General features: G+C 66.1%; 17 protein-coding genes. 4 read left to right on the forward strand and 13 right to left on the reverse strand.

The annotated features are described in order from the left end of the window. Nucleotides 1–35: 35 nt before the first annotated feature. A complete protein-coding gene (locus BJ997_RS12980; RefSeq protein ID WP_183323507.1) occupies nucleotides 36–1,535 on the reverse strand; it encodes a histidine kinase N-terminal domain-containing protein in 1,500 nt (499 codons plus the stop codon). Between the two features lie 71 nt (nucleotides 1,536–1,606). Between BJ997_RS12980 and BJ997_RS12985 the strand changes: the two genes are divergently transcribed. Continuing rightward, nucleotides 1,607–2,071 carry an LpqB family beta-propeller domain-containing protein gene (locus BJ997_RS12985; protein WP_035837006.1) on the forward strand — a complete coding sequence of 155 codons (465 nt, stop codon included), beginning with the start codon at nucleotides 1,607–1,609 and terminating at the stop codon, nucleotides 2,069–2,071. Next, a complete protein-coding gene (locus BJ997_RS12990) occupies nucleotides 2,068–3,765 on the forward strand; it encodes a DUF5671 domain-containing protein (protein ID WP_221243965.1) in 1,698 nt (565 codons plus the stop codon). Before BJ997_RS12985 ends, BJ997_RS12990 begins: the two co-directional genes overlap by 4 nt. On the opposite strand, the gene BJ997_RS12995 is transcribed toward BJ997_RS12990, so the two are convergent. The 5 genes from BJ997_RS12995 to BJ997_RS13015 form a co-directional block, all read right to left on the reverse strand. Beyond that, nucleotides 3,746–4,591 (reverse strand): ATP-binding cassette domain-containing protein, encoded by an 846-nt coding sequence (locus BJ997_RS12995; RefSeq protein WP_052542315.1) that lies wholly within the window; start codon nucleotides 4,589–4,591, stop codon nucleotides 3,746–3,748. The genes BJ997_RS12990 and BJ997_RS12995 overlap by 20 nt on opposite strands. After that, entirely contained in the window at nucleotides 4,588–5,445 is an 858-nt protein-coding gene (locus BJ997_RS13000; RefSeq protein WP_221243966.1) for an ABC transporter permease subunit, read from the reverse strand. The genes BJ997_RS12995 and BJ997_RS13000 overlap by 4 nt, the downstream gene beginning before the upstream one ends. Further along, a complete protein-coding gene (locus BJ997_RS13005; protein WP_160175883.1) occupies nucleotides 5,442–6,374 on the reverse strand; it encodes an ABC transporter substrate-binding protein in 933 nt (310 codons plus the stop codon). Before BJ997_RS13005 ends, BJ997_RS13000 begins: the two co-directional genes overlap by 4 nt. Before the next feature lie 141 nt (nucleotides 6,375–6,515). Next, the gene (locus tag BJ997_RS13010) at nucleotides 6,516–7,799 is read right to left on the reverse strand and encodes a CpaE/TadZ family protein (RefSeq protein WP_052542311.1); all 1,284 of its coding nucleotides are present in this window, start codon (nucleotides 7,797–7,799) and stop codon (nucleotides 6,516–6,518) included. 2 nt (nucleotides 7,800–7,801) lie between these two features. Next, a complete protein-coding gene (locus BJ997_RS13015) occupies nucleotides 7,802–8,443 on the reverse strand; it encodes a hypothetical protein (RefSeq protein WP_035837008.1) in 642 nt (213 codons plus the stop codon). A gap of 145 nt (nucleotides 8,444–8,588) precedes the next feature. Here BJ997_RS13015 and BJ997_RS13020 point away from each other — a divergent pair, with 145 nt between their 5' ends. After that, nucleotides 8,589–8,900: a helix-turn-helix domain-containing protein gene (locus tag BJ997_RS13020; RefSeq protein WP_052542312.1), complete on the forward strand. Its 312-nt coding sequence runs from the start codon at nucleotides 8,589–8,591 to the stop codon at nucleotides 8,898–8,900. A gap of 26 nt (nucleotides 8,901–8,926) precedes the next feature. Here the strand turns inward: BJ997_RS13020 and BJ997_RS13025 are convergent, their stop codons facing one another. Beyond that, on the reverse strand, nucleotides 8,927–9,601 hold the full coding sequence (locus BJ997_RS13025) for a hypothetical protein (protein ID WP_183323509.1): 675 nt from the start codon (nucleotides 9,599–9,601) through the stop codon (nucleotides 8,927–8,929). 164 nt (nucleotides 9,602–9,765) lie between these two features. Here BJ997_RS13025 and BJ997_RS13030 point away from each other — a divergent pair, with 164 nt between their 5' ends. Next, nucleotides 9,766–10,167, forward strand: a complete 402-nt coding sequence (locus BJ997_RS13030) for an Rv3235 family protein (protein ID WP_052542558.1) — start codon at nucleotides 9,766–9,768, stop codon at nucleotides 10,165–10,167. A 96-nt stretch (nucleotides 10,168–10,263) separates the two neighbouring features. Here the strand turns inward: BJ997_RS13030 and secA are convergent, their stop codons facing one another. The 6 genes from secA to mtrA all read right to left on the reverse strand — a co-directional run bounded on the left by secA (nucleotide 10,264) and on the right by mtrA (nucleotide 18,854). Beyond that, entirely contained in the window at nucleotides 10,264–13,065 is a 2,802-nt protein-coding gene (gene secA / locus BJ997_RS13035) for a preprotein translocase subunit SecA (protein WP_035838768.1), read from the reverse strand. A gap of 125 nt (nucleotides 13,066–13,190) precedes the next feature. Further along, nucleotides 13,191–13,907 carry a ribosome hibernation-promoting factor, HPF/YfiA family gene (gene hpf, locus BJ997_RS13040; RefSeq protein WP_035838784.1) on the reverse strand — a complete coding sequence of 239 codons (717 nt, stop codon included), beginning with the start codon at nucleotides 13,905–13,907 and terminating at the stop codon, nucleotides 13,191–13,193. A gap of 100 nt (nucleotides 13,908–14,007) precedes the next feature. Then, nucleotides 14,008–14,706, reverse strand: coding sequence for a ComF family protein (locus BJ997_RS13045; RefSeq protein ID WP_052542559.1), 699 nt, complete (start codon nucleotides 14,704–14,706; stop codon nucleotides 14,008–14,010). A gap of 91 nt (nucleotides 14,707–14,797) precedes the next feature. Further along, nucleotides 14,798–16,495 carry an LpqB family beta-propeller domain-containing protein gene (locus BJ997_RS13050; protein ID WP_183323511.1) on the reverse strand — a complete coding sequence of 566 codons (1,698 nt, stop codon included), beginning with the start codon at nucleotides 16,493–16,495 and terminating at the stop codon, nucleotides 14,798–14,800. Then, nucleotides 16,488–18,167, reverse strand: coding sequence for an MtrAB system histidine kinase MtrB (mtrB, locus tag BJ997_RS13055; protein ID WP_084141567.1), 1,680 nt, complete (start codon nucleotides 18,165–18,167; stop codon nucleotides 16,488–16,490). The genes BJ997_RS13050 and mtrB overlap by 8 nt, the downstream gene beginning before the upstream one ends. A gap of 6 nt (nucleotides 18,168–18,173) precedes the next feature. After that, on the reverse strand, nucleotides 18,174–18,854 hold the full coding sequence (gene mtrA, locus BJ997_RS13060; protein WP_035838771.1) for an MtrAB system response regulator MtrA: 681 nt from the start codon (nucleotides 18,852–18,854) through the stop codon (nucleotides 18,174–18,176). Between the last annotated feature and the right edge of the window lie 7 nt (nucleotides 18,855–18,861).

Consider the following 18,861-nt stretch of genomic DNA (forward strand, 5'->3'; position numbering starts at 1 on the left):
AGCAACCGAGACGCGACGCGCAGACGGGCATGGCTTCAGGTTTCCCGCATGAAGCGCAGCGGGATCTCGATGGTGACTTCGGTACCGCTGCCCATCATGGTGTGCCAGTCGATCGTGCCGCCAAGCTCCCCTTGGATGAGAGTGCGTACGATCTGGGTGCCGAGCCCGGAGCCCACCTTGCCCTCCGGCAGTCCCGAACCGGTGTCGCGTACCATCACGGTGAGCGTTTCCTCATTGCGCTGCGCCTCGATCGACACCTCGCCCTCGCGCCCGGCGAGGCCGTGCTCCACGGCATTGGTCACCAACTCGGTGAGCACGAGCGCGAGCGGCGTGGCATAGGCGCTCGGCAGGGTACCGAAGCTGCCCGATGACTTCGGGTGAACCGTGGTGTTGTGAGCGGATGCCACCTCCACGGTGAGCAGGAGCACGCGCTCAAAGACAGCGTCGAAGTCCACGATCTGGCTCAGTCCCTCTGAGAGGGTGTCGTGCACGACCGCGATGGCGGCGACCCGTCGCATGGCCTGGGTCAGCGCCTCGCGCGCACGGTCGGACTGGGTCCGGCGAGCCTGGATACGCAGCAGCGACGCGACGGTCTGCAGGTTGTTCTTCACCCGGTGGTGGATCTCCCGGATCGTCGCATCCTTTGTGATGAGCTCGCGTTCCTGGTGCCGCAGCTCCGTCACGTCGCGACACAGCACGATGGCGCCGATGCGTTCACCACGATTGCGAATCGGGATCGCGCGCAGGGACACCGTCACGCCACGGGCCTCGATGTCGGTGCGCCACGGCGCGCGCCCCGTGACAACGAGCGGCAGCGACTCGTCAACCACGGCCGTGCCGGTACCGGCCAGCAGGCTCGTGGTGACTTCGGCGAGAGACTCGCCCTCGAGTTCGTCCTCGAATCCCATTCGGTTGAAGGCCGACAGGGCGTTCGGGCTGGCAAAGGTCGTTATCCCGTCGACGTCGACGCGAATGAGCCCGTCGGAGGCGCGGGGTGCCCCGCGCCTGGGCCCCGTGGGTGCGCCCAGGTCGGGAAAGTCGCCAGAGGCGATCATGTCGAAGAGATCGCTCGCGCAATCGTTGAACGTGAGTTCCTGACGGCTCGGCGAACGAGCCTCGCTGAGGTTGGTGTGCCGGGTCAGCACGGCGATGGGAACGGGCGCCACCTGGGTACCGGAGACGCTCAGGCGACGCAGCACTGGAATCGCGCGCACCCGCGTGGGGGTTTCCTCGTACCAGTCGGGGGCCGTGGTATCCACGATCTTCGCGGTCTCGAAGGCTTCTGTCACCTGGGTGCGCCACTCCACCTTGATGTTCTGCCCCACGAAGTCGCGGTAGAAGAGGGTTGCGGCGCTGGAGGGGCGGGCGTGAGCGACCGCGACAAAGCTACCGCTCTCGGTCGGCACCCACACGACGATGTCGGCGAAGGCAAGATCGGCCAGCAGCTGGCCATCCGCAACCAGCATATGCAGCCAGTCCACGTCCTCAGCGCTGCTGCGGCCCTGGGCAAGTACGAGTTCACTTAGCGTCGACACGATTTACAGCCTAGGCCAGCGGATGCCCCACAAATGCCGTCTGGGCACGCAGGGTGGGCCATCATGGGAGCATGAGCGAGAAACCTGCCCGGACCGATCGAACCCTGCTCGTGATTGTCGGAGCCGTCGTCATCATCGTGATCGTTGCCTTGGCCGTCGTGTTTTCCCGCGGGGCCCCGCAGCAGCTCGACGGTGCAACACCGGAGGGCACCGTGCAGCGCTACGCGACGGCGCTGCTGGAGGGGGACGAGGCTACCGCTGCCCTCTATCTCAGCCCCGCCGCCCTCGCCTCGTGCGAGAGGACCGATCGCTCATCCACCGGCCGCGTCAGCGTCAGCCTTGTGTCAACGACGGTGCGCGACGATACGGCCGACGTCACGGTCTCCATCACGACCTCGTACGAGGGTGGGCCGTTCGGGTCGTCCGACTACGAGACCGAGGGAGTGGTCGACCTGGTCAAGACCGACGGCGCCTGGCGTATCGACAGCGCCCCCTGGGAACTCACCGTGTGCCCGAACCCGAAGGTGGACAAATGATTCTCAGCATCGTCGTCATCGGTCTGATTCTCCTGATCGGCGCCGGCATTGTCATCGGCGTTCGCGCATCATCCCGAGTCGATCAGGCTGGTCCCGTCACGACGGCCCAGCCCACGGCACGCCGCGTTGTCGTCTTCGTCCTGCTGTTCGCCCTGGTAGTGATCGCCGCGATCGGGCTCAGCGGACTGCTCGGCCGATTGCTCGACTCCGGCAGCACGCTGGCCTCGAACGACGTGTCAGGACTCGCCCTCTCCCTCGCGTTCACTCTGATCGCCGGTCCGTTCGCCGCGGTGCTCTGGTGGGTGCAGTGGCGCCGGATCGGCGGCTCCGAGCGGGACTCGGTAGCCTGGGGCCTCTATGTGGCAGCGATGAGCACCGTTTCGCTTGTCACGTTCAGCATCGCGTTCCTCGCCGCCGCAGCCGTACTGGTGCGCGGCGACGGTCAACCGCGCGTGCTCGCCACGGGGGTCGTGTGGGCCGGCGTGTGGGCCTGGCATCGATGGATGAGCGGGAACGCGCACAAGAGCCCCACGCAGCTGGTCACTCTCGCACCGGTGCTCGGATGGGTCTTCGGGCTGGTACTCGGCCTCGGCGGTGCCATCACAGCTCTGGGTTCACTCATCGACGCTGCAGTGAGCACCCTCACATCGAGCGCCTTCGTTGGGGAGCCGTGGTGGTATTCCACACTGCAGGCCCTCATCTGGTGCCTCGGCGGCGTGGCTATCTGGTGGTGGCACTGGATCCACGACGACGCCCGCGGCCTGCGCGGTGGCCTGGCCGACGTGGCCCTCGTCGTCGTCGGCATCGCCGTGGCCTGCGCCGTCACACTCTCCGGGGCTGTCCTGACGCTCTTCGTGCTCCTTCGCCTGGCCTTCGACCGATCGGAGCCGGTGACACTCCTGCTCGAGCCGCTCAGCGTGGCTGTCGGAGCGGCGGGCTTCGGAGCCCTCGTCTGGCAGTACCACCGCGGGCGGAGCCGCCTGCGCTCACCCTCGACTCAGCTTGCCGCCCGCCTCGTCACCTCCGGCGCGGGGCTCATCACAGCGGCCTCAGGCCTGGGAGTGATCGTCAACGCCCTCCTCGCGAGCCTCGTCCCAGTTTTCGTCGCCTCCGATGCCCGCACTCTGCTGCTCGCAGGTATCAGCGCGCTCGTGGTGGGCGGTCCGGTGTGGTGGCTGGCGTGGAATCCGGCTGCGGCCGTCGATACCGCAGAAGCTGGCAACACTGGCCGCAGGCTCTACCTCATTCTGGTGTTCGGCGTGAGCGCCGTGGTGGCGATCATTACCCTGATTGTGATCGGCTATCGCCTCTTCGAATTCGTTCTCGGAGACACGACAGGGGCGAGCGTCATCGAGCGGGTCAGGGCACCGCTCGGCCTACTCGTGGCCACCGGACTGGTCGCGGGCTATCACTTCGCCGTCTGGCGCCGGGACAGATCGACTGCGCCGCCCAAACCGGAGCGCCCGATCGGCCGGATCATCCTCGTCACGAGCGCCGAGTCGGGGCCCGTGCCACAGGCCATCACCCACGTGACCGGTGCCCCCGTCACGGTCTGGCGGCGTTCGGGCCCGGCGAGCGCGGCAGAACCCACTGCTGACGAGCTCAGCGCCGCCCTCGCCGGCATTCAGGCGAGCCGAGTGCTCGTCATCACCGGCACGAACGGCCAAGTGGAGGTCATCTCGCTGCAGGACTGACGCTCGCTGCAGGACTGACGAGCGAAGCGGGTCCAGTGTGGGGCGCCTCGTGCACCAACCGGGCGATGTCGCGCTTAACGGCGTTGAACTCCGGCGACGTCACGTCTCGGTCGGCGCCGAGAGAGACATCCACGATGTGCCGGATGTGCCCGGGCACACCGTGGGCCGCTCCCCCCGTCATCACGACGACACGATCGGCCAGGAACACCGCTTCCTCAATGCTGTGGGTGACGAACACAACGGTCGTTCGGGTTTCCCGGCGGATGCGCGCGAGCTCGACCTGCAGGTCGCCGCGGGTCAGGGCATCCAGGGCACCGAAAGGCTCGTCCATGAGGAGCACGGCGGGGTCGTTGGCGAGCACACGGGCGAGGGCCACGCGCTGCTGCATGCCCCCCGAGAGCTCCCCGGGGTAGCGGTCCGCAACCCTGGTGAGGCCCACCATCAGCAGGAAGCGCTCACTGATGACAGTGGCGTCCACGCGGGCGACTCGGTGCTGCCGCGGCCCGTACATCACGTTTTCCCGCACCGTGAGCCAGGGAAAGAGTCCGTAGTCCTGAAACACGACCCCGCGATCGGAGCCGGGACCGGTGACGGGAATTCCGCCCACGCTCACGGTGCCCGACGTCGGTTTCTCGAAACCGGCCAGGATACGCAGCAGCGTGCTCTTACCGCATCCGCTCGCACCCACCACGGCGACGAACTCACCAGACGCCACCTCCAGGTTCAGGTCGGTCATCGCCGTGACCGCGCCGCCGGCCGTGTGATAGCTCTTGCACAGGTTGCCCACCCGGATGTCCGAGAGCGGGCGGGCACTGGTCGCGTTCACAGATTCTCCGGTCCTGTCAGCAGGGGACGCCCGCGGAACGCGAGCCGCAGGGTCCAGACCAGAACCCGATCGGACAGGAAGCCGGCGAGGCCGATGCAGATCATGCCGACGACGACGAGGTCGGTGCGCACGATGTCGCGCGCGAGGCTGATGGTGGCACCGAGACCGACCCGAACGCCCGCTGTCTCACCGAGCACGAGCACCACCCACGCCAGCCCGAGCCCGATCCGGAGTCCATTCACGATCGCCGGCACGGACGCCGGGATCACGACAGTGTAGAGAATACGAAACGGCGAGCTGCCGAGCATCTGCGCGGCCTCGATCAGCCGGGGTGCAACCTGCCGGGCACCGCTGATGGTTCCGAGCACGATGGGGAAGAACGCCGACAGGGTGATGAGGAAGATCGTGGCCTGGTCGCCGATACCGATCAACAGAGCCACGAGCGGCACCCAGGCGGTGGCTGGAATCGGGCGCAGCAGGCTGATTGTGGCGTCGAACAGGGAGTTGACCGTGTAGTAGCGGCCCATGAAGATGCCCAGGGGGATGGCGATCACGGCTGCGAGCAGAAAGCCACCCGCCACTCGGGCGAGGCTCGCGCCGAGATTCACCCAGAGCTGCCCGCTGAAGGCGTCGTTCCGCACCCCGCCGACGGCGAAGTCCACGAGAGTCGTTGCGACATCCGTCGGGTAAGGCAGAAATCCCATTCGGATGCCGAACGGCAGCTCCCAGGCATTGGACACACCGAAGTGCCACAGCACGAGCAACAGCACCGGAACGGGCACCCCGAGCAGCGCCGTCGTGAACCACGTGCGGCGTAACCGGGTGCGGGGAGGCCGAATCACCAGCAGACTCACGGCGTCGGGAGACCGTCCACGAACCTGGCGTCTGCGAGATCGTCAGCGGCCGGCGCGGACTCGATCAGGCCGAGGTCCTTCATTTCCGTGGCGAGCACCCCGAGCTGTCCCACGTATTCCGCCGACAGGTCCGACCGAAGCCAGAAGTTGTCGAGGGCCGTGCTGAAAATCTTCTGGTCGCCGCCGAAGGTCGTGACCATCTCGGTCAGCCAGACATCCTGGTTGTCCACCATGTAGTCGACGGTCTTACGGTGCGTGTCGACGACACTCTGCACGAGCTCCGGATCGGAGGTGATCAGCGCTCCGGTCGTGACCAGGCCGATGTTCACCCTGCCGATCGGCGTGGAGTAGGCGTCGGCAATGAGGTGTCCGCCATTCTGCAACGCGATGGAGGCACCGATCTCCACTCCGAAGAAGGCGTCGATGCTGCCGGTTTTAAAGGCATTGGCCATATCGGGCACAGGGACCACGACGAGGTCGAGATCGGCGGGGTCAATCCCGGCGTCCACAAGCACGAGGCGCAGGGCCACTTCCTGTGCGCTGCCCTGGATGTAGCCCACGGTCTTGCCCACGAGGTCGTCGAGGCTGGTGATCGAGTCGTTGCCGACGAAGCCGCTTCCGCCGTCGGCCGCCGCCGCGACGATCGTGAGGTCCCTGCCCTGGGCGATCGAGGAAATCGTGGGCGTGACACCGGTCACAGCGAAGTCCACGGAGCCGCTGACGAGCGCGTCGTTGAGGGCCGGAGTTGTATCGAGGGCGATCACGTCGAAGACCACGCCCTCCGGCGCGAAATCCTGATAAAGGAACGGCTGATAGAAGTGCGGTTGGCCCCGCAGAGTGCCAATCGTGATGGTGGTCGTGTCGGTGCTTGACGCCGACGCCGCACAACCAACGAGGCCCAGGCCAATTGTGGAAAGAAGTGTTCCCACGAGTACCACTGTTCTCATTCTGGACATCAACGTGTGCCTTCCCGCTGAGTCACGGTGCCGCCGGCACCGAGTCCTCGAAGTATGGCGCAGCGCTGTTTCGGGCAAGTTTCGGGCATTCGGGGGTGTGGGGGCCTCGGCCGCTCAGAAGTCCGCGGCCCCGGAGGCGCGCGGCCGCACAGTCTGGGGCCTGAAGAACGGGGCCGCCCGCCGCGCCCGCCGCGGGGCCTCGACGGGTGCGACCACGAGAGCTGCCATGACAAACCGACGGATGCTGGCCCTCGCCGGAGATTTCGCTGCGGTATCGCGCAGCGTGCGTCCGGTCAGCACAGCCGCGTCGAGTGCCTCGGAGTCCTGGGGGACCAGCACCGGGGACTCGATCGCGCCGAAGCGGCGAAGCGCCCCGATCACCTGCCCGGCCGGGTCGAGTCCGACCGCGCTGGCCCGCACCCGATTCATCAGAACGCTCACGGGTGTGTCGGTGATGATGTCCGTGAGGTCTGTCCAGGAACGCAGGAACCGGGCCATCCCCACCGGATCGGCAAGCCCGACGGCCACGACATGATCGGCGGAGGCCAACGCCGTCACCGTGGCGGCATTGCGCCGCGGCGCAAACAGGTCGCTCGACAGTTCCTCGTCGCTCTCGAGGTTGAACCCGGTATCGATCACGACGTAGTCTGCCCATTGCCGAAGCGCCTCGATGGTTCTCTTCACCCGATCAGCTGACAACTCGGGCCAGCGCGAGGGCCGGCCGATTCCGGTGAGCACCCAGAACGGGCCCTGGGGCGAGTTGTAGCGCTGAGCGATGCGCTCGAATTCGGACTGGGTCAGGCTGTCCGAGCCCGCCAGCCGGCAGGCCGCGGCGAAACCGGGCGCCTCGTCGAGCATGCCCAGGCTCGCCGCCACCGAGCCGCTGTAGGTGTCGGCATCGGCCAGAACCACCGAGTGGCCGCAGGCTGCTATCTCGGCGGCGATGTTGATGGCGAGCGTCGTACGCCCCGGCGCGCCGGTGGGGCCCCAGACGGCCACAACTGTGCTCGATCGCCGGGCGCCAACCGAGCGATTTCGGTCGCCGACGCGCAGCGGAACGACGACCCCGGCATGCACGAGCGCGTCGATCTCGGGCCAGCCCACAGCGCCGTCGATCACCTCAAGCAGCCCGAGGGTGGCCGCGTACCGGCGGTCCCGATCTGTGGCGGCCAGGGCGATCACGCGAATGCCCCTCGTATCGCACGCGGCGATGACCTCATGGTTCAGGGTCTCCCGCTTCGCGCTCACGATCACGACGTCGACTCGCAATCCCGGTAGGGCCAGCAGGAGTTCAGCGGCCGATCGCAGCTGGGCCGGGATCGAGTGACCGTGCTCGACGATGTCGACGAGTAGACGCTCTTCGGTGTGACGCTCGACGACGAGCGCGATCGCAGCCACGTTTACTTCGCCCCTGCCACGGGCGCATCGACGGCCACCACCGAGACCGCATCGCCGTTCGCCACGGATTCGAGCACGGCCCCAACCATGCCCTTTGGCAGGAGAATCTCCACAGACTGGCCGTCAGTCGTTGCCATCAGACCCGTGTCCGCGATGATACGCACCACAGAGGCGGCCGGCACCAGCACGCCCGGTGGGGCAAACTGCGAGCTGCCCGTCTTCTTCGCGGCCCACACATCGACAGCGGAGCCGGCGACAACCGACGCCGCGAGCGTCGGCCGAACAGACACGACAATGCTCGTCACCGACTCCCCAGCCCTGGTGCCGACGGCGCCGAGGGGAATCAGCTCTCCGGCCTGCACGGTGCGGGTCACCAGCAGGCCTTCTCGAGGCAGGCGGGCCGGAGTCACGTAGCGAGCCTCCGAGCCGCCGAGGCGCACATGTTCGAGGTTCACGTCTCCCACATCGATGTGGTCACCCACCACGAGCGTCGATCGGGCCACATACACGCCGCTCGTGCGATCTGCCGTCGTAACAATGGCGGCAACCCCCACGACGGATGCCACGACGAGCGCGATTCCGATGGCGAAGCGGGGGTCAAACCACGATCTGGTTCGCGTGCTCTTCTCGGCCAATTTCTTCATGCGCTTCCTCACGTGTGACCTGCCCATTGACTGGCTCGCTCCATGGTGCCCGGGTTTTCTTGGGCGAGCGAGTTATCCACAGGGCAGTTATCCACAGCAGCCACCTTTCCGACCCAAACACCCCGGCAGGGCGCATAATCGACGCATGGACGATTCCGCGCCAGCCAAAGACCTGGGCCGTTTTCTGACCCTGGCCGACACAGCAGAAATCCTGGCGATCACGCCAGCCGAGGCGCTCGACCTCGTGCGCACGAACGAGCTTCCGGCGATTCGTATCGGCTCGTCCCACGCCTGGCGCGTGGAGAGGGTGGTGCTGGAATCCTACATCGACGTGAAATACGAGGAAGCCCGACGCCGGGCGCTCTGGGAGCAGTCCGATTTCGCGAGTATTGCCGAATTCTCCGGCGGGCGCCTGAGGCGGGCGCGGCCTATGGACCCGCCGCAGCCGACGGGCTGAATGGCTGGAGCCACCCCCGTGTCGCCTCAGTCGAGGGTGACGAGCAGGATGTGTGCCAGCGGAACGACTCGGTACTGGTAGACGTCCGGCGTACGACGAAGCGTTCCCGGCGGGTGCACGGCGAGATCGAGGTGGTCCCGTCCTACGCGGTCGATCGTGCCGTTCACCATCCCGGCCGGCATACGCAGTTCGATCGCGGCGCGACGGCGGCACAGGTCTCGCAGCACGAAAGGCAGCCCGATCCGCTCGGACAGCCGAGATGCCGACGGGGACTCTGCCTCGTCGCCGAGCGACCGTTCCATCTGGTGCGCCGTCAACACGATCCCTGCGATGGCCGAGAAGGGCAGCACACACTGCGGGGTTGCCCGGTCAGAGCGGCGCATACCCGCCCCGCTCTCGCGTTGTTGCCGGTGCGCAGCGTCCCCGGGTGGCTCGCGAGACTCGTCGGGGCCGATCAGGTCGGCGGCGAGCCAGTCGCGCCCCAGGGTTGTGGGACGCACGACGATGGCGTCTCCGCTGCTGAGTTCCACCCGGAAGACGGCGGGGCCGGTCGGGCCGAGCGTCAGGCTCACGAGCCGCGTGCGGATGGTCAGCCGCCCCAGCCGCTGCCTTTCCTCTTCGGCGCGCAGGTCACGCTCCTCGGCGTTCAACTCGCGTTCGAGCTGAACTTCGAGGTCGTCAAATAAATTGTCCCAGCGCACATGTCGAAACTAGCCCGGCCCACGCGTTGGCGTGGGGTTATCCACAGGCCATAAAAACGCTGGACACCGGGCTGCGTCGCTGGTTGAGTGAGCACCCGTACACCCACGCCCCGCAGCTGTACCCGTCGCTTCATCCCCGGCACGATTCTCACATCGGAGTTGACATGAGTCTCGCAGCACACGTTCACCACTCGGAGCAGGAGGCCCCGCTCTGGGAAGCACTCGGCATGCCCGACCCTGCACCGATGGCCAGGAATCTGGCCCGCTGCGCTGTCGAAGCCCTGGCTGGAGCGCGCGAGCCCGAAGAACTGGCACGCTGGGTCACGGATGCGGTCTATCACCGCATCCTGCACCGAGCATTGATCTCAGCACGCGCGCGGGCGATGACCGGACGGCCCGCGGGGCGCCCCGTGATCGGCATGGGCAGTGTGTGGTTGTGCGAGCCCCGTCCTGGCATCGTCGAAGCCAGTGTCGTTGTGCACACCTCGAAGCGAGTGCTCGCCGTCGCCCTGCGCATCGAAGCCACCGGTACACGCTGGCGAGCGAGCGTGATCGGAGTCCTGTAAAGTTTCGGCTCGCGCGGCTACCGGACGACGTGAAAAGGCCGCCGTTGCCTCCCGCCCAGCGGGAGACAACGGCGGCCACGTGGCAGTGCGGCGGAATTACTTGTTCTTGCCCTGCTGGCGACGCTCCGCACGGTTCACGGGAGCGGCCTGTTCGTCCTTTTGGCCGAACGCGCCTCTCTGGGCCGGTGCGGCGTCGGCGGCCGACTCGGGGGCAGAAGCTTCCGTGGCGACGCGGCGGGCTCGGTCGGTTGCGGCCTGCTGGATCTGACCGCGCTGGTTGCGAACCTCGACTCCGCCCGAATCGCTCGGGGCTGTGTAGCTGAGCTTGGTATCAGCCTGGTCGGCCGGTGCGAGTCCCTTCGCCGCCACAATCGGGGCTGCCACAGCACCGGGGCCCTGGCTCACCTCGACGTCGAGATTGAACAGGAAACCGACGGTCTCTTCACGAATCTGGCCCATCATCTGCTGGAACATGGCGAAGCCCTCGCGCTGGTATTCCACCAGCGGGTCCCGCTGGGCCATGGCGCGCAGTCCGATGCCGTCTTTCAGGTAGTCCATCTCATAGAGGTGGTCGCGCCAGCGGCGGTCGATGACCGACAAAACCACGCGGCGTTCGAGCTCGCGCATGGCTGGCGAGCCCAGGGACTCCTCACGACGCTTGTACGCCATCTTGGCGTCGGAGAGAATCTCGCGGCGCATGAAGTCGCGGTTGATCCGGCCCTTGTCACCGGCTTCGGACACGACCTCGTCGATCGTCAGACCAACGGGGTAGAGCGTCTTCAGCTCGACCCACATGGCGTCGAAGTCCCAGTCGTCGCCGTTTCCCTCGCCCGTGTGCACGTCAAGCACCTCGTCGATGACATTCTCCAGGAATTTCTGGGTGCGTTCGTGCAGGTCGTCGCCTTCGAGAATGTGGCGACGATCGCCGTAGATGGCCTCGCGCTGGCGGTTGAGCACGTCGTCGTATTTGAGCACGTTCTTGCGAATTTCAGCGTTCCGGCCCTCGACCTGCGACTGCGCGCTGCGGATGGCGCGGCTCACCACTTTGGACTCAATGGCCATGTCCTCCGGGACGCCCTGGCGGCCCATCAGGCTTTCGGCGGCTCCCGCGTTGAACAGGCGCATCAGGTCGTCGGTGAGCGAGAGGTAGAACCGGCTCTCGCCCGGGTCACCCTGACGTCCGCTGCGTCCGCGGAGCTGGTTGTCGATGCGCCGTGATTCGTGGCGCTCCGTGCCGAGCACGTAGAGACCGCCGGCCGCGATAACCTTCTCGGCTTCCTCGTGCACCGTGGCCTTCACTGCGGTGAACACCTCGTCCCAGGCGGTCTCATATTCCTCCGGGGTCTCCACAGGGCTCAGGCCCTTGGCGTTCATGTCAGCGACGGCGATGAACTCGGCGTTGCCGCCGAGCATCACGTCGGTGCCTCGACCGGCCATGTTGGTGGCGACCGTCACCGAGCCGAGCCGACCGGCCTGGGCGACAATGGCGGCCTCACGGGCGTGGTTCTTGGCGTTGAGCACTTCGTGCCGCACGCCCTTCTTGGCGAGCAGGCGTGAGAGGTATTCGCTCTTCTCGACGCTCGTTGTGCCCACGAGCACCGGCTGACCCTTTTCGTGGCGTACCACGATGTCCTCAACCACCTGATTGAACTTGGCCTCCTCATTCTTGTAGATGAGGTCGGACTGGTCGATGCGCTGCATCGGCTTGTTGGTGGGGATCGAGACGACACCGAGCTTGTAGGTGCTCATGAATTCGGCGGCCTCGGTCTCGGCCGTACCGGTCATTCCCGAGATCTTCTTGTACAGGCGGAAGTAATTCTGCAGGGTCACCGTGGCAAGCGTCTGGTTCTCGGCCTTGACCGCCACGCCCTCCTTGGCCTCGATCGCCTGGTGGATACCCTCGTTGTAGCGGCGTCCCATCAGGATGCGACCGGTGTGCTCGTCAACGATGAGCACCTCGCCGTTCATCACGACGTAGTCCTTGTCTTTCTTGAACAGGGCGTTGGCCTTGATGGCGTTGTTCAGGAACGAGATCAGCGGGGTGTTCGCCGACTCGTAGAGGTTGTCGATGCCGAGATAGTCCTCGACCTTTTCGATACCGGGCTCGAGCACACCGATGGTGCGCTTCTTCTCGTCAACTTCGAAGTCCTCGTCGGGCACGAGGCGCTTGGCCAGGCTGGCGAATTCGGTGAACCACCGGTTCGCTTCGCCGGATGCCGGACCGGAGATGATCAGCGGGGTCCGTGCCTCGTCAATGAGGATCGAGTCGACCTCGTCGACGATGGCAAAGTAGTGCCCGCGCTGCACCATGTCGGATGCCTGCCACGCCATGTTGTCGCGCAGGTAGTCAAATCCGAACTCGTTGTTCGTGCCGTACGTGATATCGGCCTCGTACATTTCACGGCGCTGGGGCGGTGTCTGACCCGACAGGATGCACCCTGTCGTCATGCCGAGAGCACGGAAAACGCGGCCCATCAGCTCGCTCTGGTAGCTCGCCAGGTAGTCGTTGACCGTGATGACATGCACCCCACGGCTCGTGATGGCGTTGAGGTACGCCGCCGTGGTCGCGACGAGGGTCTTGCCCTCACCGGTCTTCATCTCGGCGATGTTTCCGAGATGAAGAGCGGCTCCACCCATCAGCTGAACGTCGAAGTGACGAAGCCCCAGGGTACGGGTACTCGCCTCACGCACCGCCGCGAAGGCCTCTGGCAGCAAATCGTCGAGCGATTCGCCGGCAGAGTACCGTTCGCGAAGGGTGACGGTCTCGTTCTTGAGCTCGTCATCGGTGAGGTGGCTGAAGTCTTCCTCCAGCGCGTTGATGGCCTTCGCGTAGTTTTCCAGGCGCCGAAGAACGCGCCCTTCGCCTACACGAAGAACCTTTTCCAAAATTGAGGCCACGAATGCACTCCATATAGTCGTCACGGCACTTGCATGCACCTGGTGAGAAACGGCGCAGGCAAGCACCTGTCGTCCGGCCGGACGCCGAGGCCGACCTAGCCGGCAACTATAGCAATGCTACTTGGTCAGTTGCCGCGAACGCCGGCAGCCGCCGGGGCCTCCCGCAATTCCTCAGCGGAATCGTCGAGTTCGATGACTCCGTAGTCCCAGCCCTTGCGACGGTAGACGACGCTCGGCCTCTTCGTCTCGGCGTCCTGAAACAGGTAGAAGTCGTGCCCGACGAGTTCCATGAAGTAGAGAGCATCGTCAACCGTCATCGGTGCCGCCGCGAAAACCTTACGGCGGATGACCACGGGGCAGTAATCTTCTTCGACTTCGACCTCCGCTTCTGCCTCGACGGCCGGGGCCGCGACGATCGGGATGGCACCTGTCCGCACCCGTTCCAGCGTTTCGCCCGATGCCGGAACGATGTCAATAACGCTGAAGGCGACGGATGACGCCTCCTGCAGTGATGTCGGTCGGTGGGCACCCCCACGGTGCACCTTCTTGCGGTCCTTCGCGCGACGAACCCGCTCGAGCAATCGCCCCAGTGCGATGTCGAAAGCCGCGTACTTGTCTGAGCCGTCCGCTTCGGCTCGCACCAGGGGACCTTTACCGATCAGAGTCAGTTCGACCCGATCTTTTCCGGCAGCCGCACCATTCTTCTCGTGGTGACGGCTGACCTTGATCTCCAGTGCGAGAGCCTTATCGGCGAGACCGGCAATCTTTTCGGCCTTCTCCGTGGCGTATTCCCGAAAGCGATCAGTGATCCCTAGGTTTCGTCCAACGATGTTAGTTTCCATGACGACCTCCTGATCTGGCGGATCGCCCGGTATGTGGGCGATCATTGCGCGCCTGTGTCTCCCACCGTAGCCGCGCAAACTGGATATGTCACAGCTTTTGTCAACGAGTTTTGGCTGAACGGTGCGTGGACGGAAGAAGACGCCGTCTTTCCGCGAGTGCGGCCATCCCAGCAACCACTCCCCCGGCCGCCAACACGGCGCGGCGAGCCTCGAGAAGCGTGGCCCCTGTCGTCAACACGTCGTCCACGATGATGCAGTGAAACCCGACGAGGGGCCGAACGGCCGTGAGCGATCCGCGGCGGTTGTCGCTCCGGGCGGCCCGGTCGAGTCCCACCTGGTCCACGGACGCACGAACCGGGCGCAGCGCCCGCGTGGGCGCCAACCCGGCACGCCTGAGCAGCAGCTCCACAGGGTGGTATCCGCGCACCCGCCAGGCGCGCCGTGACGACGGGACAACCACGATGTGTAGGTCCGCCATGGCGGATGCCGGCACCGAGTGGAGTGCGGCAGCCACCGCCACGCGCAGGGGCACGGCCAACGCCGCTGCGGCATCAATCCGCCCGCCGTCTTTGAACGCGCCGATCACCCGCCTGACCGCCCCGGAGTAGTCGAGTGCGCACCACACGGCGATCCCGTCGCGGGTGGCTTCGTGCGCATCGGCCTGCAGCGCCGCCCGGCAGGTGAGGCACAGTGCCCGGTCCGGCGCTCCGCACCCGCTGCACTCCGTGGGCATGAGCGCCGCCCAGGCGTCGAGCAGCGCCCGGCGCAGTGCCGCAGCGCTCAGAGGCTCAGGTGACATGCACTCATGATGGCCGCGCTCGCACATCCGCTGGCGGCTCGTGCCCAAACTGTGCGCCCAGGCCGCCGCGACAGAGGTGTTGAGGAGGCGCCTACCCGGTAATGCCCTGCTGGGTGGCGAGGAGCGAGACCTCGTCGAGGCGTTTCTGCCAACCCACCCCGCGCTGCACATGCAGGCCGCCACTCGAGGTGAGGGCGCGCAGGTCGCGCAGCGAGTTGCTGCCCGCGAGCGCCACGGCGTCGGGTGGCGACTCGAGTTCGCTTCGCACGCCACCGATCTCCTGAGCCGTGATCTGTCTCGTGCCGTCAGCGATGGTGCTGAGCGACGCCACGCTGAGTTCGTCGATCCAGGCCGCGTCGAGAGGAGCACCGATGTCGCCCGTCAGCTGCAACGGTGCTCCGAGCTCGACCGGCACCCCGTCCTGGCGCTTGATCCCCGCCACGGCCATCCGTGCTTCGGCGCCGATCGTGTACACCACCAGCAGTCGGGTGCCATCGCGGGACACCTTCATCGTCTGGATAGAGGTGGCCTCTGGCCACGGGGTCAGCACCGGGATCGCCTCGGTCGTCGACCCGAAAACCAGAAGTTCGCTCGGACGGCTCGCCGGCACGGACCAGCTGTACCCCTCACTGTCGAGGGACGGCGCGATCAGTCCCGGCCGCGAATCGACCAGGGTGGGTTCATTGCCGGCTCGCACTCGATAGACGCCGTCGGGAGTCAGCACCACCGCCACCCGCTGCCCTGACCCCAGGGTGACGGCCGTGGGATTCAGAGCGACGACGGCATCGCTGATACCGTCCACCGGCGTGACGGTCTGCCCGCTGGCAGCGAGAAAACCGAACGCGCCATCGCGCAGAATCAGCGCCCTCGCGTCAACGCGGGGGTTGACGGCCAGATCGCCCGCACCCAGATCCTGGATGTTCTGAGCATTCTGGTCGATCGTGATTTCCACCTGCATTCCGGCAGGCAGGCTGGCTGTGAGCTGTGCCTTCATCCGCTGCAGGGTGAGGCGGTCGGCATTGAGCGCCTCGGTGTTGAGATCGACCATGGCGTCACGACCAACAACCTGCACGGCATCCGCCGTCAGGGCAGTGCCCTCCGGGAAGGTCGTTGCGACGGCCCCGACGAGCCAGGCGCTCGGACCGCTCAACACGGCGTTGACGATCTTCGTGGGAGCGGATGCCCCACGCGGGAACCAGCGCAGGTCAGGCACGAGCGTGCGGAATCCGGGGTCGAAAAAGTACAGTGACGAGGCGCTGAACACGTCGTTGAACGTTGTCTCGTCGATGACGGTGCCGTTCGGTGCCGCGCTGATGCGCCACTGGCCATCAACCTGGCGGAACTGGTAGTCGAGGGTGACGGGGATGGGATCGACCTCGCGGAACTCTCCCCTCGCGCTCACCTCCGCCGTCGGAGTCAGCGTCACCTCGATGTTCTGCGCGTCGATCTCGGTCGCGACGCGCCCGGCGCCGTCATCCACCGTGACGCCGGCCGTGGGATCCCAGGAGGAGCTGAAATCACTCGTGAGAAACTCCCGGGCGATGGCGTAGTTGCTCTCCGGGCTCGACGCGGCGTCGACGAAGCCCAGCAGGATGGACTGCGCGCTGGCGTCTTTCTGTGGCCGCGACGGGAGAAAAACCTGCGCCGGACTTTCGTCGATGATGTCGGGCTGTCCCGCCCGCACACCGCCCTCACGCGGGATTCCCGCACAGCCGCTGAGTACGAGGGCTGCTGTCAGCACTGTGACGACAGCGCGGCCCGCTCGGGTCATGAGCGCGCGGCTACGCATGGGTGTCCTCCGTCATGCCGTGGTTCGGTCCGAGTTCGCCGAGCGCCTCCGTGGCGTCGACCGGGGGCAGCGGGATCGGGGACACCGTGAGCGTCGCCCCGGCGAGCCGTGGGAGGGTGAGCCGAAAACAGGCGCCGTGGCCGGGCGTCGACCAGACCTGGAGCCAACCGCCGTGCACCGTGGCGTCTTCGCGGGCGATAGACAGGCCCAGCCCCGTGCCGCCGATTGTTCTCTTTCGGCTCGGGTCGGCGCGCCAGAAACGGTCGAACACGTGCGCCACCTCGGACTGGCTCATCCCCATGCCATAGTCCCGCACGGCGATCGCCACCGAATCCGCGTTGCTGTCCACCGAGATGACAACGGGCTTGCCGTCCCCGTGCTCGATGGCGTTGCCGACGAGATTGTGCAGGATACGACGGATGCGACGTGGATCGACGTCCGCGTTCAGGTACCCGCCCGGGGCCACCAGCCGCAGGTCTGTTCCCTTGGACTCCGCCAGGGCGCGCAGCCCGTCGATGGCGTCCTCGGCAAGGTGCACGAGGTTCGTCGGCTCGCTCTCGAGCTCGACAGAGCCGGCGTCGTACCGGCTGATTTCCAGCAGATCGCTCAGCAGCACCTCGAAGCGTTCGACCTGGGTGTGCAGGAGTTCGGCCGTGCGGCCGGTAGCCGGCGGAAAACTCGCTCGCTGGTCGTACAGCACATCGCCGGCCAGCCTAATTGTCGTGAGCGGCGTGCGCAGCTCGTGGGACACGTCCGACACGAATCGCTGTTGCACCTCCGAGAGGTCGGCGAGTTTCTGGATCTGACTCTGCAGGCTATCGGCCATGCCGTTGAACGAGCGGGCAAGCGTGGCGATGACGTCCTGGCCCTTCTCGGGGATGCGCACCTCGAGATCTCCCGAGGCGAGCTTTTCGCTCGTCTCGGCGGCGACACGAATCGGGGTCACGACAAACCGCACGATCACCCAGCTCACACCACCGATCAGGAGCACGAGGGCTAGCCCGGCGAAGCCCAGAGTCTGCTGAACGAACAGCAGGGTGGACTCGGCGTCCTGCAGGCTGTACCCGATGTAGAGCTCGTACGTTCCCGCGACGGGAACGGTCATCTGCGAGCCCACGACAATTCCGGGGATGCTGGTGCCGGTGTCGTCCGTCAGCGTGACGGACTGCCAGAATTGTTCGTCGGAACTGGCCTGCACGGACCGGCGCAGCTCGTTGGAGACGACGCCGCCAGAGTCGCCGAATGTCGAGGAGTCCTGCGGGGCCACCGTCGATGATTCCTGGTTGGGTACCCGGAGCACGGCGATCAATCGGCTCGACGACGCGGCGGTTATAGATGTGCGCGCCGAACCGAGCAGGGCCTGCACCTGCACGCGGTCGACGGCGTCGGAGGCATCCAGGATCCCCTGAGCGGTGTTCGTCGCCCGGTTGGAATCGAGCAGCACCTGGCTCAGGCGCGACTGAAACAGATCGTTGCCGATGCTGGCCGACATATACACGCCCACGACAAGGATTGCGGCCCCGGAGAGCAGCACGGAGATCGTTACGGTGCGAAAGTGCAGTGAGGCGCGCCACGACGTGGAGACCGCCCCCGGCCAGGAACGCCAGTATCTCCAATTGCGCCAGCGCAGCCGTGAGCGCCACGTCACATCCGCTCCCGATCGAAGTGCCATCTGGCGCTAGCCCACCGCGCCGGCCCGATAGCCGACACCGCGAACCGTCATCACGATCTTGGGGTTGTCGGGATCTTCCTCAACCTTGGCGCGCAGCCGCTGCACGTGCACATTGACCAGCCTGGTGTCGGCCTTGTAGTGGTATCCCCACACCTGTTCGAGCAGCATCTCGCGGGTGAAAACCTGCTGGGGCTTGGAGGCAAGCGCGAGAAGGAGATCGAATTCGAGCGGTGTGAGGTTGATGGTCTGGCTGCCCCGCCGGACCTCGTGACCGGCCGCGTCCACGACGACGTCGCCGATCTGCAGGCTGACGGTCGAGGGCGCCGGGGCCGGCCGCAGTCTGGTGCGGATGCGCGCGACGAGTTCCTTGGGATTGAACGGCTTCACCATGTAGTCATCGGCGCCCGACTCGAGTCCGCGCACAACGTCCGTCGTGTCGGTTCGCGCCGTCAGCATGATGATCGGCGTGCCTGATTCGGCACGGATCAGACTACAAACCTCGATGCCGTCAAGGCCGGGCAGCATGAGGTCGAGCAGCACGAGGTCCGGTTTGACCGTGCGGAAGGCCTCGAGGGCCAGCGCCCCGTCCGCGCAGAAGCTCGGTTCGAACCCCTCGTTGTGCAAGACGATGCCGATCATCTCGGACAGGGCGGTATCGTCGTCGACAACCAAAATTCGTGCAGTCATATTTCTC

Source organism: Cryobacterium roopkundense, from assembly GCF_014200405.1.
In the GTDB taxonomy this organism is placed as follows: domain Bacteria; phylum Actinomycetota; class Actinomycetes; order Actinomycetales; family Microbacteriaceae; genus Cryobacterium; species Cryobacterium roopkundense.